This is a genomic window from Streptomyces sp. NPDC059785 (assembly GCF_042732375.1).
Lineage (GTDB): Bacteria > Actinomycetota > Actinomycetes > Streptomycetales > Streptomycetaceae > Streptomyces.
On the sequence record NZ_JBHWHV010000047.1, the window covers coordinates 34,811 to 53,427 of the forward strand.

The 18,617-nt window shown below is 73.5% G+C and carries 21 protein-coding genes; 11 read left to right on the forward strand and 10 right to left on the reverse strand.

The features are described from left to right. Positions 1-15: 15 nt before the first annotated feature. The 3 genes from ACFV6E_RS30045 to ACFV6E_RS30055 all read right to left on the reverse strand — a co-directional run bounded on the left by ACFV6E_RS30045 (position 16) and on the right by ACFV6E_RS30055 (position 1,971). Positions 16-717 carry a phosphatase PAP2 family protein gene (locus ACFV6E_RS30045; protein ID WP_385465834.1) on the reverse strand — a complete coding sequence of 234 codons (702 nt, stop codon included), beginning with the start codon at positions 715-717 and terminating at the stop codon, positions 16-18. A gap of 15 nt (positions 718-732) precedes the next feature. Beyond that, the gene (locus ACFV6E_RS30050) at positions 733-1,233 is read right to left on the reverse strand and encodes a nuclear transport factor 2 family protein (RefSeq protein ID WP_385465837.1); all 501 of its coding nucleotides are present in this window, start codon (positions 1,231-1,233) and stop codon (positions 733-735) included. Between the two features lie 126 nt (positions 1,234-1,359). Further along, positions 1,360-1,971 carry an FMN-dependent NADH-azoreductase gene (locus ACFV6E_RS30055; RefSeq protein ID WP_385164172.1) on the reverse strand — a complete coding sequence of 204 codons (612 nt, stop codon included), beginning with the start codon at positions 1,969-1,971 and terminating at the stop codon, positions 1,360-1,362. Positions 1,972-2,136: 165 nt separating this feature from the next. Between ACFV6E_RS30055 and ACFV6E_RS30060 the strand changes: the two genes are divergently transcribed. Further along, positions 2,137-2,535, forward strand: a complete 399-nt coding sequence (locus tag ACFV6E_RS30060) for a winged helix-turn-helix transcriptional regulator (protein WP_385164170.1) — start codon at positions 2,137-2,139, stop codon at positions 2,533-2,535. A gap of 113 nt (positions 2,536-2,648) precedes the next feature. On the opposite strand, the gene ACFV6E_RS30065 is transcribed toward ACFV6E_RS30060, so the two are convergent. Further along, positions 2,649-3,482, reverse strand: a complete 834-nt coding sequence (locus tag ACFV6E_RS30065; RefSeq protein ID WP_385164167.1) for a helix-turn-helix transcriptional regulator — start codon at positions 3,480-3,482, stop codon at positions 2,649-2,651. A 314-nt stretch (positions 3,483-3,796) separates the two neighbouring features. Here ACFV6E_RS30065 and ACFV6E_RS30070 point away from each other — a divergent pair, with 314 nt between their 5' ends. Further along, entirely contained in the window at positions 3,797-4,741 is a 945-nt protein-coding gene (locus ACFV6E_RS30070) for an SDR family oxidoreductase (RefSeq protein WP_385465840.1), read from the forward strand. A gap of 39 nt (positions 4,742-4,780) precedes the next feature. Here ACFV6E_RS30070 and ACFV6E_RS30075 read toward each other — a convergent pair whose 3' ends face one another. Continuing rightward, positions 4,781-5,935, reverse strand: coding sequence for a 4-hydroxybenzoate 3-monooxygenase (locus ACFV6E_RS30075; protein ID WP_385465904.1), 1,155 nt, complete (start codon positions 5,933-5,935; stop codon positions 4,781-4,783). Between the two features lie 325 nt (positions 5,936-6,260). Between ACFV6E_RS30075 and ACFV6E_RS30080 the strand changes: the two genes are divergently transcribed. Beyond that, positions 6,261-6,773, forward strand: coding sequence for a flavin reductase family protein (locus ACFV6E_RS30080; protein WP_385465843.1), 513 nt, complete (start codon positions 6,261-6,263; stop codon positions 6,771-6,773). On the opposite strand, the gene ACFV6E_RS30085 is transcribed toward ACFV6E_RS30080, so the two are convergent. Continuing rightward, positions 6,764-7,681: an MBL fold metallo-hydrolase gene (locus ACFV6E_RS30085; RefSeq protein WP_385465846.1), complete on the reverse strand. Its 918-nt coding sequence runs from the start codon at positions 7,679-7,681 to the stop codon at positions 6,764-6,766. The genes ACFV6E_RS30080 and ACFV6E_RS30085 overlap by 10 nt on opposite strands. Before the next feature lie 209 nt (positions 7,682-7,890). Here ACFV6E_RS30085 and ACFV6E_RS30090 point away from each other — a divergent pair, with 209 nt between their 5' ends. Continuing rightward, on the forward strand, positions 7,891-8,697 hold the full coding sequence (locus ACFV6E_RS30090; protein ID WP_385164153.1) for a BTAD domain-containing putative transcriptional regulator: 807 nt from the start codon (positions 7,891-7,893) through the stop codon (positions 8,695-8,697). Between the two features lie 190 nt (positions 8,698-8,887). On the opposite strand, the gene ACFV6E_RS30095 is transcribed toward ACFV6E_RS30090, so the two are convergent. Beyond that, a complete protein-coding gene (locus ACFV6E_RS30095) occupies positions 8,888-9,331 on the reverse strand; it encodes a nuclear transport factor 2 family protein (protein ID WP_385164151.1) in 444 nt (147 codons plus the stop codon). A 193-nt stretch (positions 9,332-9,524) separates the two neighbouring features. On the opposite strand from ACFV6E_RS30095, the gene fabG reads away from it, so the two are divergent. The 4 genes from fabG to ACFV6E_RS30115 are packed head-to-tail and all read left to right on the forward strand — an operon-like array spanning position 9,525 to position 13,006. Next, positions 9,525-10,310, forward strand: coding sequence for a 3-oxoacyl-ACP reductase FabG (gene fabG, locus ACFV6E_RS30100; protein ID WP_385465849.1), 786 nt, complete (start codon positions 9,525-9,527; stop codon positions 10,308-10,310). Beyond that, positions 10,310-11,095 (forward strand): SDR family NAD(P)-dependent oxidoreductase, encoded by a 786-nt coding sequence (locus ACFV6E_RS30105; protein WP_385164145.1) that lies wholly within the window; start codon positions 10,310-10,312, stop codon positions 11,093-11,095. The genes fabG and ACFV6E_RS30105 overlap by 1 nt, the downstream gene beginning before the upstream one ends. 34 nt (positions 11,096-11,129) lie before the next feature. Next, on the forward strand, positions 11,130-12,152 hold the full coding sequence (locus ACFV6E_RS30110) for an LLM class flavin-dependent oxidoreductase (protein WP_385164142.1): 1,023 nt from the start codon (positions 11,130-11,132) through the stop codon (positions 12,150-12,152). Positions 12,153-12,175: 23 nt separating this feature from the next. Next, complete coding sequence (locus ACFV6E_RS30115) at positions 12,176-13,006, forward strand: DUF6081 family protein (RefSeq protein ID WP_385465852.1); 831 nt, start codon at positions 12,176-12,178, stop codon at positions 13,004-13,006. 79 nt (positions 13,007-13,085) lie between these two features. On the opposite strand, the gene ACFV6E_RS30120 is transcribed toward ACFV6E_RS30115, so the two are convergent. Continuing rightward, positions 13,086-13,484 (reverse strand): PPOX class F420-dependent oxidoreductase, encoded by a 399-nt coding sequence (locus ACFV6E_RS30120; protein WP_385164136.1) that lies wholly within the window; start codon positions 13,482-13,484, stop codon positions 13,086-13,088. 3 nt (positions 13,485-13,487) lie between these two features. Beyond that, positions 13,488-14,993, reverse strand: coding sequence for a DHA2 family efflux MFS transporter permease subunit (locus ACFV6E_RS30125; RefSeq protein WP_385164133.1), 1,506 nt, complete (start codon positions 14,991-14,993; stop codon positions 13,488-13,490). 87 nt (positions 14,994-15,080) lie between these two features. On the opposite strand from ACFV6E_RS30125, the gene ACFV6E_RS30130 reads away from it, so the two are divergent. The 3 genes from ACFV6E_RS30130 to ACFV6E_RS30140 are packed head-to-tail and all read left to right on the forward strand — an operon-like array spanning position 15,081 to position 17,357. Beyond that, positions 15,081-15,887, forward strand: a complete 807-nt coding sequence (locus ACFV6E_RS30130) for a TetR family transcriptional regulator (RefSeq protein WP_385465855.1) — start codon at positions 15,081-15,083, stop codon at positions 15,885-15,887. Continuing rightward, positions 15,884-16,678, forward strand: coding sequence for a hypothetical protein (locus ACFV6E_RS30135; RefSeq protein WP_385465857.1), 795 nt, complete (start codon positions 15,884-15,886; stop codon positions 16,676-16,678). The genes ACFV6E_RS30130 and ACFV6E_RS30135 overlap by 4 nt, the downstream gene beginning before the upstream one ends. Positions 16,679-16,697: 19 nt before the next feature. Next, positions 16,698-17,357, forward strand: coding sequence for a DsbA family protein (locus ACFV6E_RS30140; RefSeq protein WP_385465860.1), 660 nt, complete (start codon positions 16,698-16,700; stop codon positions 17,355-17,357). A 255-nt stretch (positions 17,358-17,612) separates the two neighbouring features. Here ACFV6E_RS30140 and ACFV6E_RS30145 read toward each other — a convergent pair whose 3' ends face one another. Further along, positions 17,613-18,518, reverse strand: coding sequence for an NmrA/HSCARG family protein (locus ACFV6E_RS30145; protein ID WP_385164122.1), 906 nt, complete (start codon positions 18,516-18,518; stop codon positions 17,613-17,615). Positions 18,519-18,617: the final 99 nt, after the last annotated feature.

Sequence of the window (18,617 nt, forward strand, 5' to 3'; positions counted from 1 at the left end):
GCCGCTGACGGCACCTCAAGGATTGTTCGGTCGTGCCACGTCGGCCGTCCGGCCCGGCAGCCGGTCGGCCGCCGCGTCGACCAGCCACGCCGCCACCGGTACCACCGCCAGCGCGGTGCACCAGCCGCCGAGGACGTCGGTCGGGTAGTGCGCGCTCAGGGCGACCTGCGCCCAGCCCATCACGGCGCCGCCGACCAGCCCGGCGGCGAGCACGAGCACCGTGCCCGCCGCCCTGCCGAGACCGAGCAGACCCGTCGCCAGCAGCCCCACGACGAGGGCGAGCGCGGTGGCGAAGGCGGTGTGCCCACTGGGATAGGACAGATTGCCTTCGCCGTGGATGGTCCGTCCCACCAGATGCTTGAGCAGCGTCGCCGTCCCCACGGCCAGACCGGCGCCCACGACGACGAGCACCGCCGCGCGAGGACGCCGGAGCAGCAGACAGCCCGTCACGGCGACCACGACCAGCGCCGCCGCTCCCCCGGGCTCCCCCAGGAAGTCCACCGCCAGGGCGATACGCCGCCACGGCGAGCCCACCCCCTCCGCCGGCGGCTCCAGCCACGCGTCCACCCTGCCGGGCCGGCCGTGCCCCGCGTACCGGGCGCCGAGCACGACGACCGTCAGCGCGGCGAGCACGGCGGTCGGTCCGAGCCACGCGCGCACCGGCGGGGGCAGCACCGGGGGCTTCGCCGACGGCCGGACGGCGGATTCCGCCCGCACCCTCGCCCCCATGTGTCAGCGCCCTCCCGCCGACCGGCCGGCGACCGGCGGTCCGGCGTCGGACGATCCGGCGTCGGGGGCGGGGGCCAGACCGTCCTCGACCAGACCGGCGAGCACCGCTTCGCCGAGGGCGTGCACGGCGGACCGCGGGCGGACCATGACGGTGAACTCCTTGATCCGGCCGTCGCCGTCAAAGTGCAGCAGGTCGATGCCGTGGATCTCCTTGCCGCCGGCTCTGGCGCGGAAGAGCAGCACCGCGGACGGCGCGGTGGCGCCGTCGGCACTGGTCTGCGCGGTGCCGGTGTGGTCACCGACGTACCGGAAGTCCTCGAAGACGCGCAGCAGGACCCTGAAGAGACCCAGCACCATCGGCTTGCCCTCGAAGGGCGGGAACTTGACGGGACTGTAGAAGCGGATGTCGTCGGTGAACAGCTCGTCCAGGGCCGCGAGGTCCCGGTGGTCGACGGCTGCGCGGAAACGGCCTGCGGTGTCCACGGCCCATCCCTCCGTAGTCATGAGCGGAAGCGGTCACCGCTATGCCTACCACTGGTACCGGACGGCCGTCGGGCCAAAGGGCCTGTTATTGATGACGATTCAACGAGAGGAGGGCGCCGCGCCCGGCGGAGGGCGGCGCCCGTCGCGTCAGGCCGCGAGCGCGGCGTGCTCGCGGCCGGAGTCGGCGGCCCGCTCCAGCGACTTCCGCGCCGACTCCTCGGCGAGCGGGAGCAGTTCCGCCATGCCGGGAATGACGGGGGCCATCGTGAACTCGCGCGTGATCGTCTCGACCTGGAGGTTGAGGCCGCCGCCCAGCACCTTCTCCAGGTAGTTGGTGTCGAAGTCGAAGCCCGCCCGCGGCGTGCCGGGGGCGTAGGAGCCGCCCCGCGAGGCCGCGACCACGGCGCGCTTGCCGGTCGGCGCCACGCCCTCGCCGAAGGTCCGCCCCACCAGGATGATCTGGTCCAGCCACGCCTTGAGGGTGGAGGGGATCGTGAAGTTGTACATGGGGGCGCCGATGAGGACGACGTCGGCCTTCTCGTACTCGGCGATCAACTCCTCGCGCAGCGGCGGGACGGACTCGGCCGTGACGGTGGCGGCGTCCAGGTGCGGCACGGGGGCGGCGGCCAGGTCGCGGTAGACGACGCTGCCCTGCGGGTGCGCCTCCTCCCACGCCTTGCGGAACGCGGCGGTGAGCTGACGGGAACCGGACCTCTCCAGCGGCGACAGGGACGAGTCGATGTGCAGCAGAACGGACATGTCGGTAACTCCTCGGGGCGGGCGCGCGGACGTGCGGTGCGCGCGCGTGCGGCGGTCCTGCGGCCGGCGCACAGGGGCGCCGTACAGCGGCTTCTTTAGCTGCTTACCCTTCAACAGTAGCTTACTTTTTCGCAGCACGTGAACCCCGAGCGGTACCATGGGCGCATGACAACGGAGTGGCAGGACGAGGGGCGATGCGCCGGAGCGGGCGGCGCGGTCGAACGCGTCTTCGTCCTCCTGGGCAAACGCTGGAACGGCGTGATCCTCGCCAGCCTCATGAGCGGCCCGGGACGCTTCGCCGAACTGCGCCGCGCCGTCAGCGGGATCAGCGAGCGCATGCTCTCCGACCGCCTCGCCGAACTCGGCAAGGCCGGTCTGGTCAGCCGCGAGGTGGACGCCGGTCCGCCGCTGAGCGTCTCCTACCAGCTCACTCCCGCGGGCGAGGCGCTGCGGCCGGCCCTGGAGGAGCTGGGCAACTGGGCCGAGCGGTTCCTCGACGGCTCCGGGCAGGGCGGGTGCCCCGGCATGGGGGAACCGCGGGCCGCGGATTCCGCGAGCGCGTGACGCCTGCGATCCCGTAACACCCGCGAGCGCGCGTGAGCGGCCACGAGCGCCGTACAGGCACCCTCAAGACGCCTTCGGTGCCCTGCTCATGAAGGCACGGGCCCGGGCCCGGCTCAGGTCCGTGCTCCTATGACGGACAGCAGCCGCAGCTTCTCGTAGCTCTCGCTGCCGGGGACGGCGGTGTAGACGAGCAGGCGGTGCGACTGGTCCGCATCGAGCAGCGTCTGGCAGGTCAGCTCCAGCGCGCCGACCTCGGGGTGGACGAAGTGCTTCACCTCGCGGGGCCGGAGGCCGACCTCGTGGTCGTCCCACACCCGGCGGAACTCCTCGCTCTGCGCGAGCAGCAGCTCGGCGTAGTGGGCCGCGCGGGAACCCGGCCCCCGCAGCGTGGCCACCCCGCGCAGGCCCGAGACGAACATGCGGGTGAGGAACGGGCGGTCCTCGGGGGCGTAGAGCTGTCGGGCGGCGGGGTCGGTGAACCACCGGTAGCCGAAGCTGCGGGCCGGGCCGCTGTAGACGGTCTGGTCGCCGGTGAGCGCGACGCCGAGCGGGGTCTGCCGCAGTGTCTCGCCGAGTTCGGTCACGACCTCCGCGGGGGTGTCGTACAGCCGGTCGAGGATGCGCAGCAGGCCGGGACCGATGTGCTCGCTGCCCGCGCTCCGCGGGGGCGGGGTGTGTCCGGCCAGCCGGAAGAGGTGGTCGCGCTCGTCCAGGGAGAGGTGGAGTCCCTGCGCGATGGAGGCGATCATCTGCTCGGACGGCTGGGGTCCGCGCTCGCGCTCGAGCCGCGCGTAGTAGTCGGTCGACATGTGGCACAGCACGGCCACTTCCTCCCGCCGCAGCCCGCTCGTCCTGCGGCGCTGTCCGCGCGGGAGGCCGACGTCCTCGGGTTGCAGCGAGGCGCGGCGGCGGCGCAGGAACTCAGCCAGTCCGGTCCGATCGATCACCGTACGTGCCTCCGCCGCCGTGCCTGTGTGCCTGTGTGCCTGTGTGCTCGGTGCGCGCCCGCCCCAGCATGGGGGTTCGCTCGCGTCACCGCGTCCGGCTCCTTCGACGTCCCTTTCTACCGGCCGTGCGTCTCGGCAGCCACGGATCGTCAGTCCCCCCTTCAGCCGTTGCCGCCGCCACGGCGCTCGTCCTGCGGTCGCCGGGTTCCGCCCGAGCCTGGACCTCCCGATCAGTGGATCGGCCGGTCCTGCACAGAGACACCGTCGTCCACGACCGTGGAGGCAACGACACGACTCGACCCAGGAGTGGGCCCATGCCACGCAACCCCGTCGACATCACCGTCCCCGACCTGTCCGGCAGGCGCGCCGTCGTCACCGGAGCGAGCGACGGCATCGGGCTCGGACTCGCCACACGGCTCGCCGCGGCCGGTGCCGAGGTGCTCCTGCCCGTCCGCAACCCGCGCAAGGGCGAGGCCGCGCTCACCGCGATCCGCCGGACGGTCCCCCACGCGGACGTGTCGCTGCGTGAACTCGACCTGTCCTCGCTCGCCTCCGTCGGGACCCTCGGCAAGACCCTCGCGAAGGAGGACCGGCCGATCCACCTCCTCATCAACAACGCCGGTGTCATGACCCCGCCCGACCGGCAGCGGACCGCCGACGGCTTCGAGCTGCAATTCGGCACGAACCACCTCGGCCACGTCGCCCTGGTGGCCCATCTGCTGCCGCTGCTGCGCGCCGGCCGCGCCCGCGTGACCTCGCAGCTCAGCGTCGCGGCGAACCAGGGCGCCATCAACTGGGCCGACCTGAACTGGGAACGCTCCTACGACGGCAGGAAGGCCTACAGCCAGTCGAAGATCGCCTTCGGCCTCTTCGGCCTCGAACTCGACCGGCGCAGCCGGGCCCACGGCTGGGGCATCACGAGCAACCTCTCCCATCCCGGTATCGCCCCGACGAACCTGCTCGCCGCCCGCCCCGAGGTCGGCCGCGCCAAGGACACCATGGGCGTGCGCCTCATCCGGGTCCTCTCCGCGCGCGGCATCCTCGCCGGGACGGTCCACACCGCACAGCTCCCCGCCCTGTACGCCGCCACCTCCCCCGACGCCGAGCCCGGCGGGTTCTACGGGCCGCTCGGCCCCGGACACATGGGCGGCCCTCCCGGGAAGCAGAAGCTCTACTCGCGCCTGGACAGCCCCGAAGAGGCCCGGCGCGTCTGGCAGGTGTCGGAGGAACTCACGGGAGTCCGCTTCCCCGGGAACTGAATGGGGTGGGTGGAGTGCGTCCGCGGCCTGCCGTAGCGCTCACTCGAGGCCCGTCATGAGTTCCGCGAAGGCCCGCGTGGCCGTCGGGGAGGTGAAGAGGCGGTCGAGGCGGGCGCGGGCCAGGTGGCGCAGGAAGGGGCCGGAGCCGGTGGCGTCACCGGCGTCGTGGACCGTGCGGGTCAGCCAGTGGGAGAACTCCTGGTCGTTCCAGACGCGGCGCAGGCAGCGCCGGGAGTACTCGCGCAGCCCGGTGTCGTCGTGGTCGCGGACGTGGTCCCGGACGGCGCGGGCGAAGAGATCGGCGTCGTACAGGGCGAGGTTCATGCCCTTGCCGCCCATCGGGGACACGATGTGGGCGGCGTCGCCGACGAGGAACAGCCGCCCGTACTGCATGGGGTCGTGGACGAGGCTGCGTAGCCGGAAGGTCTCGCGGTCGGTGACCGGGCCCGCGGTGAGGGCGGGGTCGGCGAGCCTGGTGCGCAGCGCGTCCCAGACGCGGTCGTCGGGCCAGGCGCCGGGGTCGTCGCCGGGCGGGCACTGGAGGTAGTAACGGCTGCTGTGCGGTCCGCGCGGGAAGTGCGCGGCGAAGCCCTGCGGGCTGACGGCGAGGAGGGGGTGGGCGGGCGGCGGGGCGTCGGCGAGGACGGTGAGCCAGCCGATGCCGTGGTCGAGGGTGTGGGCGGTGAGGACGCCGTCGGGGACGGCGGTGCGGGTGATGCCGTGGTCCCCGTCGCAGCCGGCGACGAAGGCGCAGGTGAGGGTGTGCGGGACGCCGTCGGCCGAGCGGTAGCGGACGGTCGGGCGGTCGCCGGTCAGGCCGTGCAGCGAGACGTCTGCCGCCTCATACCGCAGGTCGCCGCCTTCGGCTAGATGGGCGGCGGTGAGCTTCTGGACCAGGACCTGCTGGGGGCACAGCCGCGCCCCGGGGCCCGCCGAGCCGTCGGTGTCGTCGACGAAGTGCCGCTCGCCGTCCACCCGGAACTCCAGGATGCCGTCGTGCGGCGGGCCGCCCAGCACCAGGTCCGCGAGGCCCCAGGACGCGAACATCCGCACGGCACGGCTCTCCACGATGCCGGCCCGCTGCCGCCGGGCCACGTACTCGCGGCTGCGGCGCTCCAGGACGATGCAGTCGATGCCGCAGCTGCGCAGCAGGTTGGCGACGGTCAGCCCGGCCGGCCCCGCCCCGATCACCACGACGGTGGTGGACTCCGGCTCCTCACCCGGCTCACCGACGGTGGCGGGCTCCGGATCCTTGCCCGACTCACCGACGGCAGCGGATCCCGGCTCCTCGCCCGGCTCACCGACGGTGGCGGGCTCCGGCCTCTCGCCCAACTCCGCGTCAGATGCGTCCACTTGGCACCTCCCCCGGTCAGCGTAGCCGTCCTCCGACGGGGTGAGCGTGGCGTGGGCCCACCCACGAGCGTGCGAGCGCATCTCCACCGCATCTCCATCGACCGCCGTGAGGCTCTACGGGCGGTCGGGGCTGGCCCGTCCGCTACGCGGCTGGTGCGGAGGCGGCATGACCCGGGTGGAGACTGCGGAGTTCCGGAAGTTCTTCGGATCGATTCCCACGGCTGTGGGGGTGGTGACGACGGTGGACCGCGCGGGGCGCCCGCAGGGACTCACCTGCAACGCGTTCTCGGCGGTCTCCCCGGCGCCACCGCTGCTGCTGGTGTGCGTGGACCGCAACTCCCGTACGCTGCCGTCCCTGCTGGCGCGGCGGGCGTTCGTGCTGCACCTGCTCGCGGACGACGGCGAGGAGACGGCCCGGGTTTTCGCGAGCGGGTCCGACGACAAGTTCTCGGGGCTGTCGTGGCTGCCGGGCGAGGCGGTCCCCGGGATCCCGGTCCTGAAGAAGGGCGTGCTGGCGCACGCGGAGTGCACCCTGGAGCGGACCGTGGAGACCGGCGACCACCACCTGCTGATCGGCCGGATGAAGACGGTACGGGTGCACCCCCGCCGGCCCGTGCTGTACCAGCGGGGGTCGTTCCGGGCCTGGGACGGGCTGGCCGAGGAGGCGGTTCAGGCGTGACAGGCCGGGAGCCCGCCGTGGAACTCGACCATCTCGGCGAAGAGCGCGGGCATGTCGGCCGCGTTCCCGACGGCCTGGCCCCGTTCCTCGGCATACGCCCGGTGCAGGTTGGGCACCAGCCGCTCGGCGTCGATCCAGTCGCCGTACCCGCCGAGGTCGGCCTCCCGGGCGGCCGCCAGCGGTTCGAGCCCGGCCGCCGCGCCTTCGCGGGCGATCCGCTGGACGAGGCGGAGATAGCCCTCGGCCGCGTCGAGCACCTCGGGGCCCGCGACCGGTCCGTGCCCGGTGACGACCGTACGGGGGCCGAGGGCGCGCAGCACGGCGATGGCCTCCAGGCAGCCGGCCACCGATCCCATCGGGCAGAACGGGGTGACGCCGGACATCACCAGGTCCCCGGTGAACAGCACGCGTTCCGCGGGCAGCCACACCACGGTGTCACCGGCGGTGTGCGCGGGCCCCAGGCAGAGCAGTTCCGCCGTCGTGCCGCCGATGTGCAGGGTCAGCCGGTCCCGGAACGTCACCTCGGGCAGGACCACCTCCACGTCGCCCCAGCACACCCCGGGCCACAGGCCGGTGAGGTGCAGGCCGACCGCGTCCATCTCCGTACGGGTGTGTTCGTGGCCGACCACGACGGCCTCGGGAAAGACGAAGTTGCCGAACGTGTGGTCCCCGTGGGAGTGGGTGTTGACCACGGTGCGCGGGGCGGTGCCCGCCGCGCCGAGCACCGCCTCGCGCAGCGCCCGGGCCCGGGCTTCGGTCGCGGCGGTGTCCACCAGCGCCGCCCGGCCGCCGGAGACGATCAGTCCGGCGTTGTTCAGGCACCAGCCGCCGTCCGGCTGCACATAGGCGAACACCCCGTCGGCGACCTCCTCGAGCCGCGGCGCGCGTCCCTGGAATCCTTCGGTCATCTCAGCTCCCTCATGGCGATCCTGGACCTCACGCATCGTCGGCTGCGCGGATGGAGGCCCGCTTGAGGACCGGGGACGTGTGAAACACACATCCCCGCGCTGCGAACTTCAAGGGCGAACTCGTGTCGCACACCCTGGGGCCCGGCAGGCACCCGGTGCCATGCTGCGGATGCGCATCGCCCGACGAGCTCGCAGATCGGAGATTGCCTGTGAAAACACGGGTCCTGGGTCCGCTCACCGTCGAGTACAACGGCAGGTCCGTCGTCCCGACGGCCGGCAAGCCGAGGCAGATCCTCGCGCTGCTGGCGCTCCGGCCCGGACGGACCGTCCCGGTGGACACCCTGATCGAGGAGGTATGGGGGGACGCGGTCCCGCGCAGCGCCGCGACCACCCTCCAGACGTACATCCTGCAACTGCGCCGGAGGATAAGAGAGAGCCTGGGGGACGATCCCGGGATATCGCCCAAGGACGTCCTGTCCACCTGCTACGGCGGCTACCGGCTCGTGCCGCCGCACGAGGGGCACGACCTGGCCGAGTTCCAGGACCTGCTGACGCGCGGCACGCGGGCGCTGGAGGCGGGGGACGCGGCGGCCGCCTCCACGCTGCTCGGCAGCGGTCTGATGCTGTGGCGCGGCGCGGCGCTCGCGGACGTGCCGACCGGGCTGGTGCTCGAACTCGAGGTCATCGGCATGGAGGAGGCCCGGATGACCGCGCTGGAACAGCGCGTCGAGGCGGACCTGCGGCTGGGCCGGCACACCTCGCTCCTGCCCGAGCTGCGGATGCTGACCGGCCGGCACCCGCTCAACGAGAACCTGTGCGCCCACCTCATGACCGCGCTGTACCGCGCGGGCAGCCCCTGGCGGGCGCTGGAGGAGTTCCGCAGGCTGCGCGCCCGGCTCAACGCGGAGCTGGGGGTGGAGCCCACCCCGCGGTTGCAGCGGCTGCACCGGGCCGTGCTGGAGGGCGACCCCGTACTGGAGGCCCTGCCGGGTCCTGCGCTGGGCCGCGTGGGCTGAGGCAGCGGTTCCCCGTCGGCCGGGACCGACCGGGGCCGACCGGGGCCGACGAGGACGACGGGGACGACGTCGCCGACGAGGACGACGAGGCCGACGAGGACGGCCCGGGTGGTGCACGACCGGCCACCCGGGCCGCCGCCTTGTCCCCGGGCCGCCGCTCTGTCCCCTGCCGCCCGCCCCGGGACCCGTCTCAGAACATCTGGTCGTGTTCCACGCGCCGGGAGCGGGTGAGCACCGTGTCGTCCTCGATCTCCAGGACGTCGTGCACCACGCAACTCGGCGCGATCGACGGCTGCTTGACCCCCGGGCGGACGGTCACGACCAGCGCGTAGACCCGGGACGCGTAGGATCCGTCGTCCCGCGGGGTGAGCGCGATGTGGTTGAACCAGTGCCGGCGCCGTACCGGGTCGCCCTCGAACCGTGCGTGGAACGCGGTCAGTTCGGCGACGATCCCGTCCCGTCCGACGGCCGGGTCCGCGTCCGGCGTGTGCTGGAACACCCCGTCCTTGGTGAAGGTCGCCGCGTAGTCCTCGAACCGCCCGGAGTCCAGCGCCTGCATCTGGTGCGCGTAGAAGTGCTGGACCCGGACGAGCAGCCCGTCGGGTACGGCGGGTACGACGTTGCTCTCGGTCATGTGGGTGCCTCCTGCTCTCAGGGCCTCGCCGCCTGGACGCGGCGGCTCGCCCGGATCCTGCGCCGGGCCGCTGGAGCGCAGGTGGAGAGCGGGCGGGGGCGTGGGCGCGGACGCTCCAAGATCCCTCCAGTGCGGCTCGACCGGCGCCTCCGACGCTCTGCGGGAACCGACGCTCACGACACACGGAGGGCACATGACCGCGACCGCATCGCCGGTGGCTCTGGTAACAGGGGCGACCAGCGGCATCGGCTTGGAGATCACCCGGCGGCTGGCCGGACGGGGCGCCCGCGTCGTCCTCTGCGCCCGGGACGAGGCCCGGCTCACCGCCACCGTCAAGGAGCTGCGCGGGCAGGGGCACGAGGCCGACGCCTTCGTCTGCGACGTCGCCGACCCCGGGCAGATCCGCGGTTTCGTCCGCGCGGCGGTGGGGCGGTACGGGCCGGTCGGCATCCTCGTCAACAACGCGGGCCGCAGCGGCGGGGGCGCCACCGCCGATCTCCCCGACGAGCTGTGGAACGACGTGATCACCACAAACCTCACCAGCGTCTTCCTGATGACCAAGGAGGTGCTGACCACCGGCCGGATGACCGAGCGCGGAACCGGCCGGATCATCAACATCGCGTCCACCGGCGGCAAACAGGGCGTCGTGCACGCCGCCCCGTACTCCGCCTCGAAGCACGGCGTCGTCGGCTTCACCAAGGCCCTGGGGCTCGAACTGGCCCGCACCGGGATCACGGTCAACGCCGTCTGCCCCGGGTTCGTGGAGACCCCGATGGCGGAGCGGGTGCGCGAGCACTACGCGGACATCTGGGGGGTCGGCGAGCAGGAGGCCTTCGACCGGATCACCGCCCGGGTGCCGATGGGCCGTTACGTGGAGCCGCGCGAGGTGGCCGCCATGGTCGAGTACCTGGTGAGCGACGACGCCGCGGCCGTGACCGCGCAGGCGCTCAACGTCTGCGGCGGACTGGGGAACTACTGATGGCCGCCCCGTCACCCGCCACCCCGTCACCCGCCTCCCCCGCACCGGCCGCACCCTCCCCCGTCGCCCTGGTGACCGGCTCGTCCTCCGGCATCGGCGAGGCGATCGCACGCCGTCTCGCCCTGGCCGGTTACCGGGTGGCGGTGAACTCGGCGCGGTCGGTGGAGGCCGGCGAGAAGGTGGCGGCCTCGCTGCCGGACGGGCTCTACGTCCGTGCCGACGTCTCCGCCGAGGCCGAGGCCCGCGCACTGGTCGCCCGCGTCGTGGAGCACTACGGCCGGCTGGACGTCCTGGTGAACAGCGCGGGCCGCACCCGGACCATCGCGCACCGGGACCTGGAGACGGCGGCACCCGCCGTCTGGCGGGACATCCTCGGCCTCAACGTCATCGGCACCTGGCAGACCACCGTGGCGGCCATGCCCCACCTGACCGCCACCGGGGCGGGCGCGGTCGTCAACGTCTCCTCCATCGCGGGCAGCCGGACCGCGGGCAGCTCCATCCCGTACGCCGTCAGCAAGGCCGCCGTGGAACACATGACGCGGCTGCTGGCGAAGGCGGTCGGGCCCGCGGTCCGGGTCAACGCCGTCGCCCCCAGCCTGATCGAGACCCCGTGGACGGCCGACGACCCGTTCTTCGCGCCGATCGCCGAGTACGTACGGCAGAACGCGCCGCTGCGCCGGGTCGGCACCCCCGAGGACGTGGCGACCGCCGTCGGGCACCTCCTCGGCGCGGCGTACACCACGGGTCAGACCGTGTACGTCGACGGCGGCTGCCACCTGCTGTGATCCGACACCCGAACGACCACAGGAGCGCGTCGTCATGCGCCTCGCAGTGAACCTCACCCATCAGGGCGCGAGCGAGCTGGCCCGCGCCGCCGAACAGCTCGGCTACGCGGCCGTCCTCGCGCCCGAGGGGTACCGGTCGGACGCGGCGAGCCTGCTGGGGCTCGTCGCCGGACAGACCGAGCGGGTGGAACTCGTCTCGGGCGTGATGCAGATCCCGGCCCGCCCGCCCGGCCTCGCGGCGCTCACCGCCGCCACGCTGGACGCGCTCAGCGGCGGCCGGTTCCGGCTCGGCCTCGGCGTCTCCAACCCCGATGTGGCGCGGGGCTGGTACGGCACCGGTGCCGACCGGCCGCTCGGCCGCACCCGGGAGTACGTCGGCCTGGTGCGCCGGGCGCTGACCGGCGACCCGGTCCACCACGAGGGGCGCCACTACAGCGTCGGCGGTCCCGCCCCGCTGCACGTCCTCACCGAACCGGTCCGCCCCGACCTGCCGGTCTACCTCGCGGCGGTGGGCCCGGCGAACCTCAGGCTCGCCGGTGAGATCGCCGACGGCTGGATCGGGGTGTTCACCGCGCCCGAGGCGGTCGTGGACGCCGTCGCGCGGATCGCCGACGGGCGCAAGCGCGCGGGCCGGGACATGGCCGGCTTCGAGGTGCTGCCGAGCCTGCCCACGGCCGTCGGCCCCGACCCGGCCGCCGCCGCCGACCTGCTGCGCCACCAGTACGTCTACCTCATGGGCATCGGCGACGCCGAACGCAACGTCTACTGCGCGCTGGCCCGCCGCCTCGGCTACGGCCACGTCGCCGACGGCCTGCGGGAGCGGCTGGCCGCCGGGGACCGGGCGGGGGCCGCCGCGGCGCTCCCCGTCGACTTCATCGACCGCACCGCGCTCATCGGGCCGGTGCCGCGGATCGCCGAGCGGATGGCCGAGTACGCCGGGGCGGGTGTGACCACGCTCGGTGTCATGGTCTCGGCCGCGGCCGCCTCGCCGGCCGAGCGGCTGTCGATCCTGCGCGCCTGCGCCGCGGCGTGGGAGCTGTCGGGCACCGCCTCATGACGGCGACATCCCAAGGAGGGAACATGGCTCACGTCCGGACCGTCTTCGCGGACGACTTCACCGCGGGCTGGAACGCGCCGGGCTCCCCGGCGCGCTGGGAACCCCGGCCGCTGTCCTGGCTGCCCGAGGGGGACGGCACGGTGACGGCGACGCCCGAGGGCCTGTCCGTCGTACCCACCGGGAAGAACCCCGCCACCGGGCTCCCCGCGTTCACCCGGCCGCCCGCCGGGCACGAGGGCCCCGGCCATCTGCGCTGGGCCGCCTTCGCCGTCCCCGGGTCCGGGTCCGGGTCCGGAGACAGCCGCAAGGGCTTCCCGCTGCCGGAGACCGGCGTCCTCCGCGCGGAGGCCGCCCTGTCCGCCGAGCTCTACGGCACCGACCAGCACCCCTACGGCGACGGCCTCGACGACCCGGACACCAGCCTCAAGTGCGGGATGGCGGCGATGATCTGCGTGGACATGGAGTCCGGCATGGTCTTCGACTTCGCCCTCACCAACGGATGCGTCTGGGCGCTGTACGAGCGGCTGCCGCGTCCCGGCGCGCACCACGGCACGTTCTCGTACGCCGTCCCGGTCGCCGGCCGCTCCCCGGAAAACCGGCACGAGCTCGCCATCGAGGTGGCCGCGGGGGCGGGGAGGGCCCGGTGGCTGCTCGACGGCGCCGAGGTGTTCGCCGTACCGGACGTCGGGCTGCGGCTCGGCTCCGACGAGCATCTGGCGCGCGCGGAGCCGGGGCCCGAGGAGCGGGTGACGGTCGGCCGACTCTCGTTGGGACTCGGGTTGTTCGCCGACCCGGTGTGGGGGCAGGGGGCGCGTCTGCTGGTCCGCCGGGCCGGGGTGTCCACCACCGGGTGAGACCGGCGGCGCCGACGGCACGGCATCGGGGGGACGGCCTTGGCGGCCGTCCCCCCGAGCGTGTGTCACGGCCCGGTCCTCAGACGCTCCGGGCGTGGATGCCCGGCCGTGCGGGGTCCAGACCCCAGGACAGGATGCGGGTCGGGCGGATGCGGATCATCTCCCCGCTGAAGTGCTCCATGTGCTTCTCGGCCCCGGTCAGCGCCTCGGCCCGGCCCCGGATCTCGACGGCGCGCACCCGCCAGGGGCTGAAGGAGGCGATGTCGTCGACGACGAGGGAGACGTTCGCGTTGGACCGTACGTTGCGGAACTTGCGGCTGTCGCCGAGGGCGCGGCCCTGGATGTCGATCGTCCCGGTCGCGGGGTTGTAGCGGAAGGCGACGGGGTTGTTCTGCGGCACCCCGTCGGGTGCGACGGTGGCCAGCCGGCCGAGGGTCTGGCTCTCGAGATAGCCGAGTTCGGCTTCGGTGAACGCCATGGGTCAGGCCTTTCCTGTGGCCGGCTGGGCCGCCGACTGCCGTTTCTGCGCGCGCTGGGCGGCGAACACCGGCCGCTCGACGACCGCGAGCACCACCGTGGCGAGCAGCGCGACCAGCGTGACGACGAGCACCCACCCGAAGGCGGCGCCGAAGGAGTCCGCGAGGCCGGCCGGGGTGCCGTCCGAGCCGGACAGGCTGTTCTGCAGGACCACCACGATGATCGCGGTGCCCATGGAGCCGCCGATCCGCTGGAGGATGCTGAGCTGCGGGGTGGCGTCGTTGACCTTGCCGCGGCCGAGGACCCGGTAGGCGGCGGTCATCGCCGGCATCATCGACATGCCGATGCCGAAGCCGCGGACGACCAGCGCCAGACAGAGCGCCAGGTACGAGGTGTGCGGGCCGATCAGGACGAAGGGCAGCGTCGAGACGATGTTCACGACGCCACCGATGATGGCGGTGAGTCCGCCGCCGAGCCGCTCGGTCGTCCGGCCCGACAGCCACATGGCCGCGGCGGCGCCGAAGCCCGACGGGCCCAGCAGCAGGCCCGTGGTCACGGCGTCCTCGTGGCGTACGGACTGGTAGTACAGCGGCATCAGGAGCATGCCGCCGTACATCGCGGCGCCCAGGCAGAACGTGGCGAGGCAGGCCGCGCCGAACGCCTTGTCGCGGTAGAGGCGCATGTCCAGCAGCGGGCGCCTCGGCTGTTTGACGCGCAGGGCGTGCACGACGAAGGCGGCGGTCAGGACGAGACCGGCGGCGAGGGTGATCACCACGGTGGCGGAGAACTCGCCCTTGTTGCCGAGTTCGGCCAGACCGTAGGTGAGACCGATCATGCCGAGCGAGACCAGGAGCAGACCGGCCACGTCCAGCCGGCCCGCGCTCTCGGCCGGCTCGCGCGGCAGCAGCCGCAGCCCCAGCAGGACGGCGAGCAGCCCGATCGGCAGGTTGACGAAGAAGATCCAGCGCCACCCGGGTCCGTCGAGGAGCAGTCCGCCGATCGTCGGTCCCACCACGGGGGTCAGCACCATCGGGATGCCGATGATGCTCATGACGCGGGCCATGTTCTGGGGTCCGGCCTTCTTCGCCAGGATCATCTGGCCGACCGGCAGGGTCAGGCCGCCGCCGATGCCCTGGAGCGCGCGCAGGGCGATCAACTGGCCGCTGTTCTGGGCCAGTCCGCATGCCACCGAGGCCAGCGTGAACAGCACGATCGAGGACAGGTAGAGCCGGCGGGCGCCCACCCGGCGGGCGGCCCAGCCGGTCACCGGGATGACGGAGGCGAGGGCCAGCAGATAGGCGGTCACGACCCACTGGACGGTGTCGAGGCCGGTGTGCAGTTCGCTGGTGAGGTCGTTCAGCGCGATGTTGACGATCGTCGAGTCGAGCAGCGAGGCGATCGCCCCGGCCACGACGACGACGGCGATGCGGCGGACCTCGGGACTCAGCTTGCGGGGCGGTGGGGCGGACGGGGCCGTCCCGGTGCTGGTTCGGGCACTGTCTGTGGACATGACGGCATGATTGCCCGCACGGGTAACCCTGTCAACCAGATGGATGAAGAGGCTGTACGGATGGTTGAGGGGGGTTAGCATGCGAGTGTGGAACAGAAGAGAACAGACGGGAAAGACGGCGATGCCGCGCGTCGGCCGCGCCGCGCGCCGCGCCCCGAGGACCGGGTGCTCGACGCCGAGCGCAGCCGCCGCCAGCTCCTCGACGCGGCCCTCGACGTGTTCTCCGCCAAGGGCTTCGACGGCGCCCGGGTGCAGGAGATCGCCGACCGGGCCGGCGTCAACAAGCAGCTCATCAGCTACTACTTCGGCGGGAAGCTCGGCCTCTACCGCGAGTTGCAGAAGGCCTGGCAGGAGCGCGAGACGGACCTGGGCGGCCCCAGCCTGCCGCTGGAGGAGGCCGTCGTACGCCACCTGCACGAGGCGCTGGCCGACCCCCGGCCGATGCGGCTGGGGCTGTGGCGCGGACTGACCAACCCCTCGGAGCTGGCGGCGGACGAGGTCGAGGAACGCGAGGACCTCTCGCACACCTACGCCCGCCGCGACCGCCGGGAACTGGCCGCGGACATCGACCCCGCCTGCGCGGTGCTGCTGCTCATCGGCGCCGTCGCGGCGCCGGTCACCATGCCCCAGCTGGTCCGCCGGATCTTCGGCACCGAGGCGTCCGACCCGGCCTTCCAGGAGCAGTACGAGGAGCAACTGCGCGGCGTCATCCGCCGGTTGGCCCTCCCGCTGCCGGACGGCGACGACACCACCGCTCCGGACACCACCGGTCCGGACGCCACCACTCCGCACGCGACCGCCCCGGGCCCCGCCGCTCCACCGGACGTCGAGCCCGCGTCGAGGCGGCCCGGTCAGCCTGGCCCCGCACCGGCCGACCAACGGGAGGACCCATGACCGTGGCACTCGCCCCGCACGCGGGCTTCATCGCGCTCGTCACCATCCGGACCAAGGACGCCTCCGTCCAGCACGCCCTGGTGAAGATGCTCTCCCAGGACGTGGAGTCCTGGGTGCGGCACTGCCCCGGCTTCGTCTCGGCCAACTACCACCTCAGCTCCGACGGCACCTCGCTGGTCAACTACGCGCAGTGGACCAGCGAGGAGGCGTACCGGGCGTCCTTCGAGCGCAACCCCGACAAGGAGGCCATGCGCCGGGCCATCCGCGACCTCGCCGGGGTCGAGGACGGCCCCTCCATGACGGGGTACCGGCTCGAGCGCAGCATCGGCGCGCCCCGGCCCGCGGAGCCCGGCGAGGACCTGCGGGCCACCGCCGACTGGATCCGCCGCGGCGCGATGCAACTGGGCAGCCGGCTGCGCAAGGAGAACCCGGAGAACCCGCCCGCGGTCCACGAACTCACCGTCCTGGTCCAGCTGATGAACAACCGTGCCCCCAAGTCGGCGCGGCAGTTGGCCGCGTACGACGAGGTACCGGTCGAGACCATGCTCGACACCCTCGCCGGGCTCACGTCCCGCGGTCTGGCCGAGGCCGTGGACGGCGGGGACGGCGGGGACAGCGGGGACGGCGGGGACTACGCCATCACACCGGACGGCAAGGCCGCCCTGGACGCCGGCCGCGAGGTGCGGACCGAGTTCCTGGCCAAGGCCGTCGAGGGCCTGGGGCTCACCGCGACCGAACGGGCCGTACTGCACCGGGCGGGGCCGCTGCTGGAGCGGCTGGCCCGCTACTGACCCCGACCGAGGAGCGCCGATGCGCGTCGACATCTGGACCGATCTCGCCTGCCCGCACTGCTACTACGGTTCCCGCAACCTGCTCACCGCGCTGGCGTCGAGCCGGGCCGGCTCCGGGATCCGGGTGGCCTGGCGGAGCTTCCAGCTCATGCCGTCCGGGCCCGCGCCCGACCGCGACCCGCGGGAGCCCGTGCCGAGCCTGTTCGACGCGCTGGCCCGGTTCAACGGCAGCCGGGAGGCCGCCGTCGCGGCCATGGACCGGATCGCCCCGCGCGCCGCGGCGGCGGGCCTGGGCTTCCGGCCCGACCTGGTGCGGCCCTGCCGGACCATGAACGCCCACCGGATGGTGCACCTGGCCGCCGGACACGGCCTCGCGGCCGAGGCGGTGACCCGGCTGTACGGGGCGTACTGGGCCGAGGGCCGCGACCTCGCCCACCACGACACGCTGGTCTCCCTGGTCGCCGAGGTGGGCGTGGACGCCGCCGAGGCACGCGAGGTGCTCGCGGGAGACCGCTTCGAGCCCGCCGTACACGCCGACCGCCGAACCGCCCTGGCAACCGGCATCACCGGCGTCCCCTCGATCGTCATCGCCGACCGCTACCTCGTCCCGGGAACCGCCTCCCCCGAAGACCTCGCCCGGACACTGGACGAGGCCGCCGAGACCGTACCGGCCGACTGACACACACGCCCGCCCGCCCGAGCGGGGCCCCGCGACGACACGGGACCCCGCTTTCGGCGTGCGGTGTGCTGAGCCCACAACGCTCCGCGCCCCCGCGCCTGGTGGCGACCGACGGTGCTCGGCGGTGCTCGGCCGGGTTCCAGGCGGTCAGGCGCCCAGGCCCCGGTCGCCGAGACCGTACCGGCCGGCCCCGCGCGCCGGACGGCAGCGCCGGGCGGCCGGGGCCCGCTCCCGGCCTTACGCGTTCAGCGGCTCTCAGCCACTGCGCTCCACCCCCGCCGCGTTCGGCGCCCGGTGGTGTGCCGCCGGGGTCCAGGCGGTTCGCTTCAGCCAGGCTTCCAGGGTGAGCAGGCCGGGCTTGCGGCGGCGCAGGGCGGGGACGTCCGCGGTGTAGCCGATGCGGTTGAGCCAGTCGTAGGCCGTGGCCTGCCACTCGCTCTCCGCCCGCAGCTCGTCCATCGGCACGGCCTCGTAGCGCGCCGGGATGCCGGTGTGCCGCTGGAAGACCTCGGCGATCGTCTCGCCGGTCAGTTCGTCACCCGCGATCTCCCACGCCCGGCCGGTGAACTCCGCCGGGGCGTCGAACGCCTCCGCCGCGAAGAAGCCGATGTCCTCGGAGGCGATCATCTGCAGCGGCGTACCGGGGGCCAGACCGCGCCGGTAGACCAGCTCGCCGTCCCGGAGCAGCGGCGGGTACTGCGCGAAGTTGTCCATGAAGTAGGTGGGCCGGATGAACGTGGCCGGCAGTCCGTGCTCGCGCACCCGCTGCTCGATACGGAGTTTGGCCTCACGCCAGAACACCCCGGCAGGGTTGTCCGCGCCGCCCACCGAGCTGTGCACGAAGTGCGCCACACCCTCCTCGGCGGCGGCGTCCGCGATCACCTTCCCGTGCCGCTCCTCCGCGGGCACCCCGCCCGGCCCCAGCGGCGTCTGCACACTGAAGACACCGTGCGCCCCGCGCATCGCGGACCGCACGGAGCCGGGATCCTCCAGGTCGCCCGGGACGAGCACCGCGCCGCTCGCCGCGAGCCGCCGGGCCGCCGCCGACGCCGGGTCACGGACGAACGCGTGCACCGCCCGCCCCCTGGCCAGGAGTGTGCGGGCCGTCGAACCGCCCTGGTTCCCCGTGGCGCCGAACACGAGTGTCCACTGTGCTGACATGACTGCTCCCTTGGCTCTCCGGCCTCAACGGACGGGCCCAGCCTGGCCGCACGGCCTCCAGTCCCACTCGAGCCGCGGCGGCGAGCCTGGGCCGGGCCA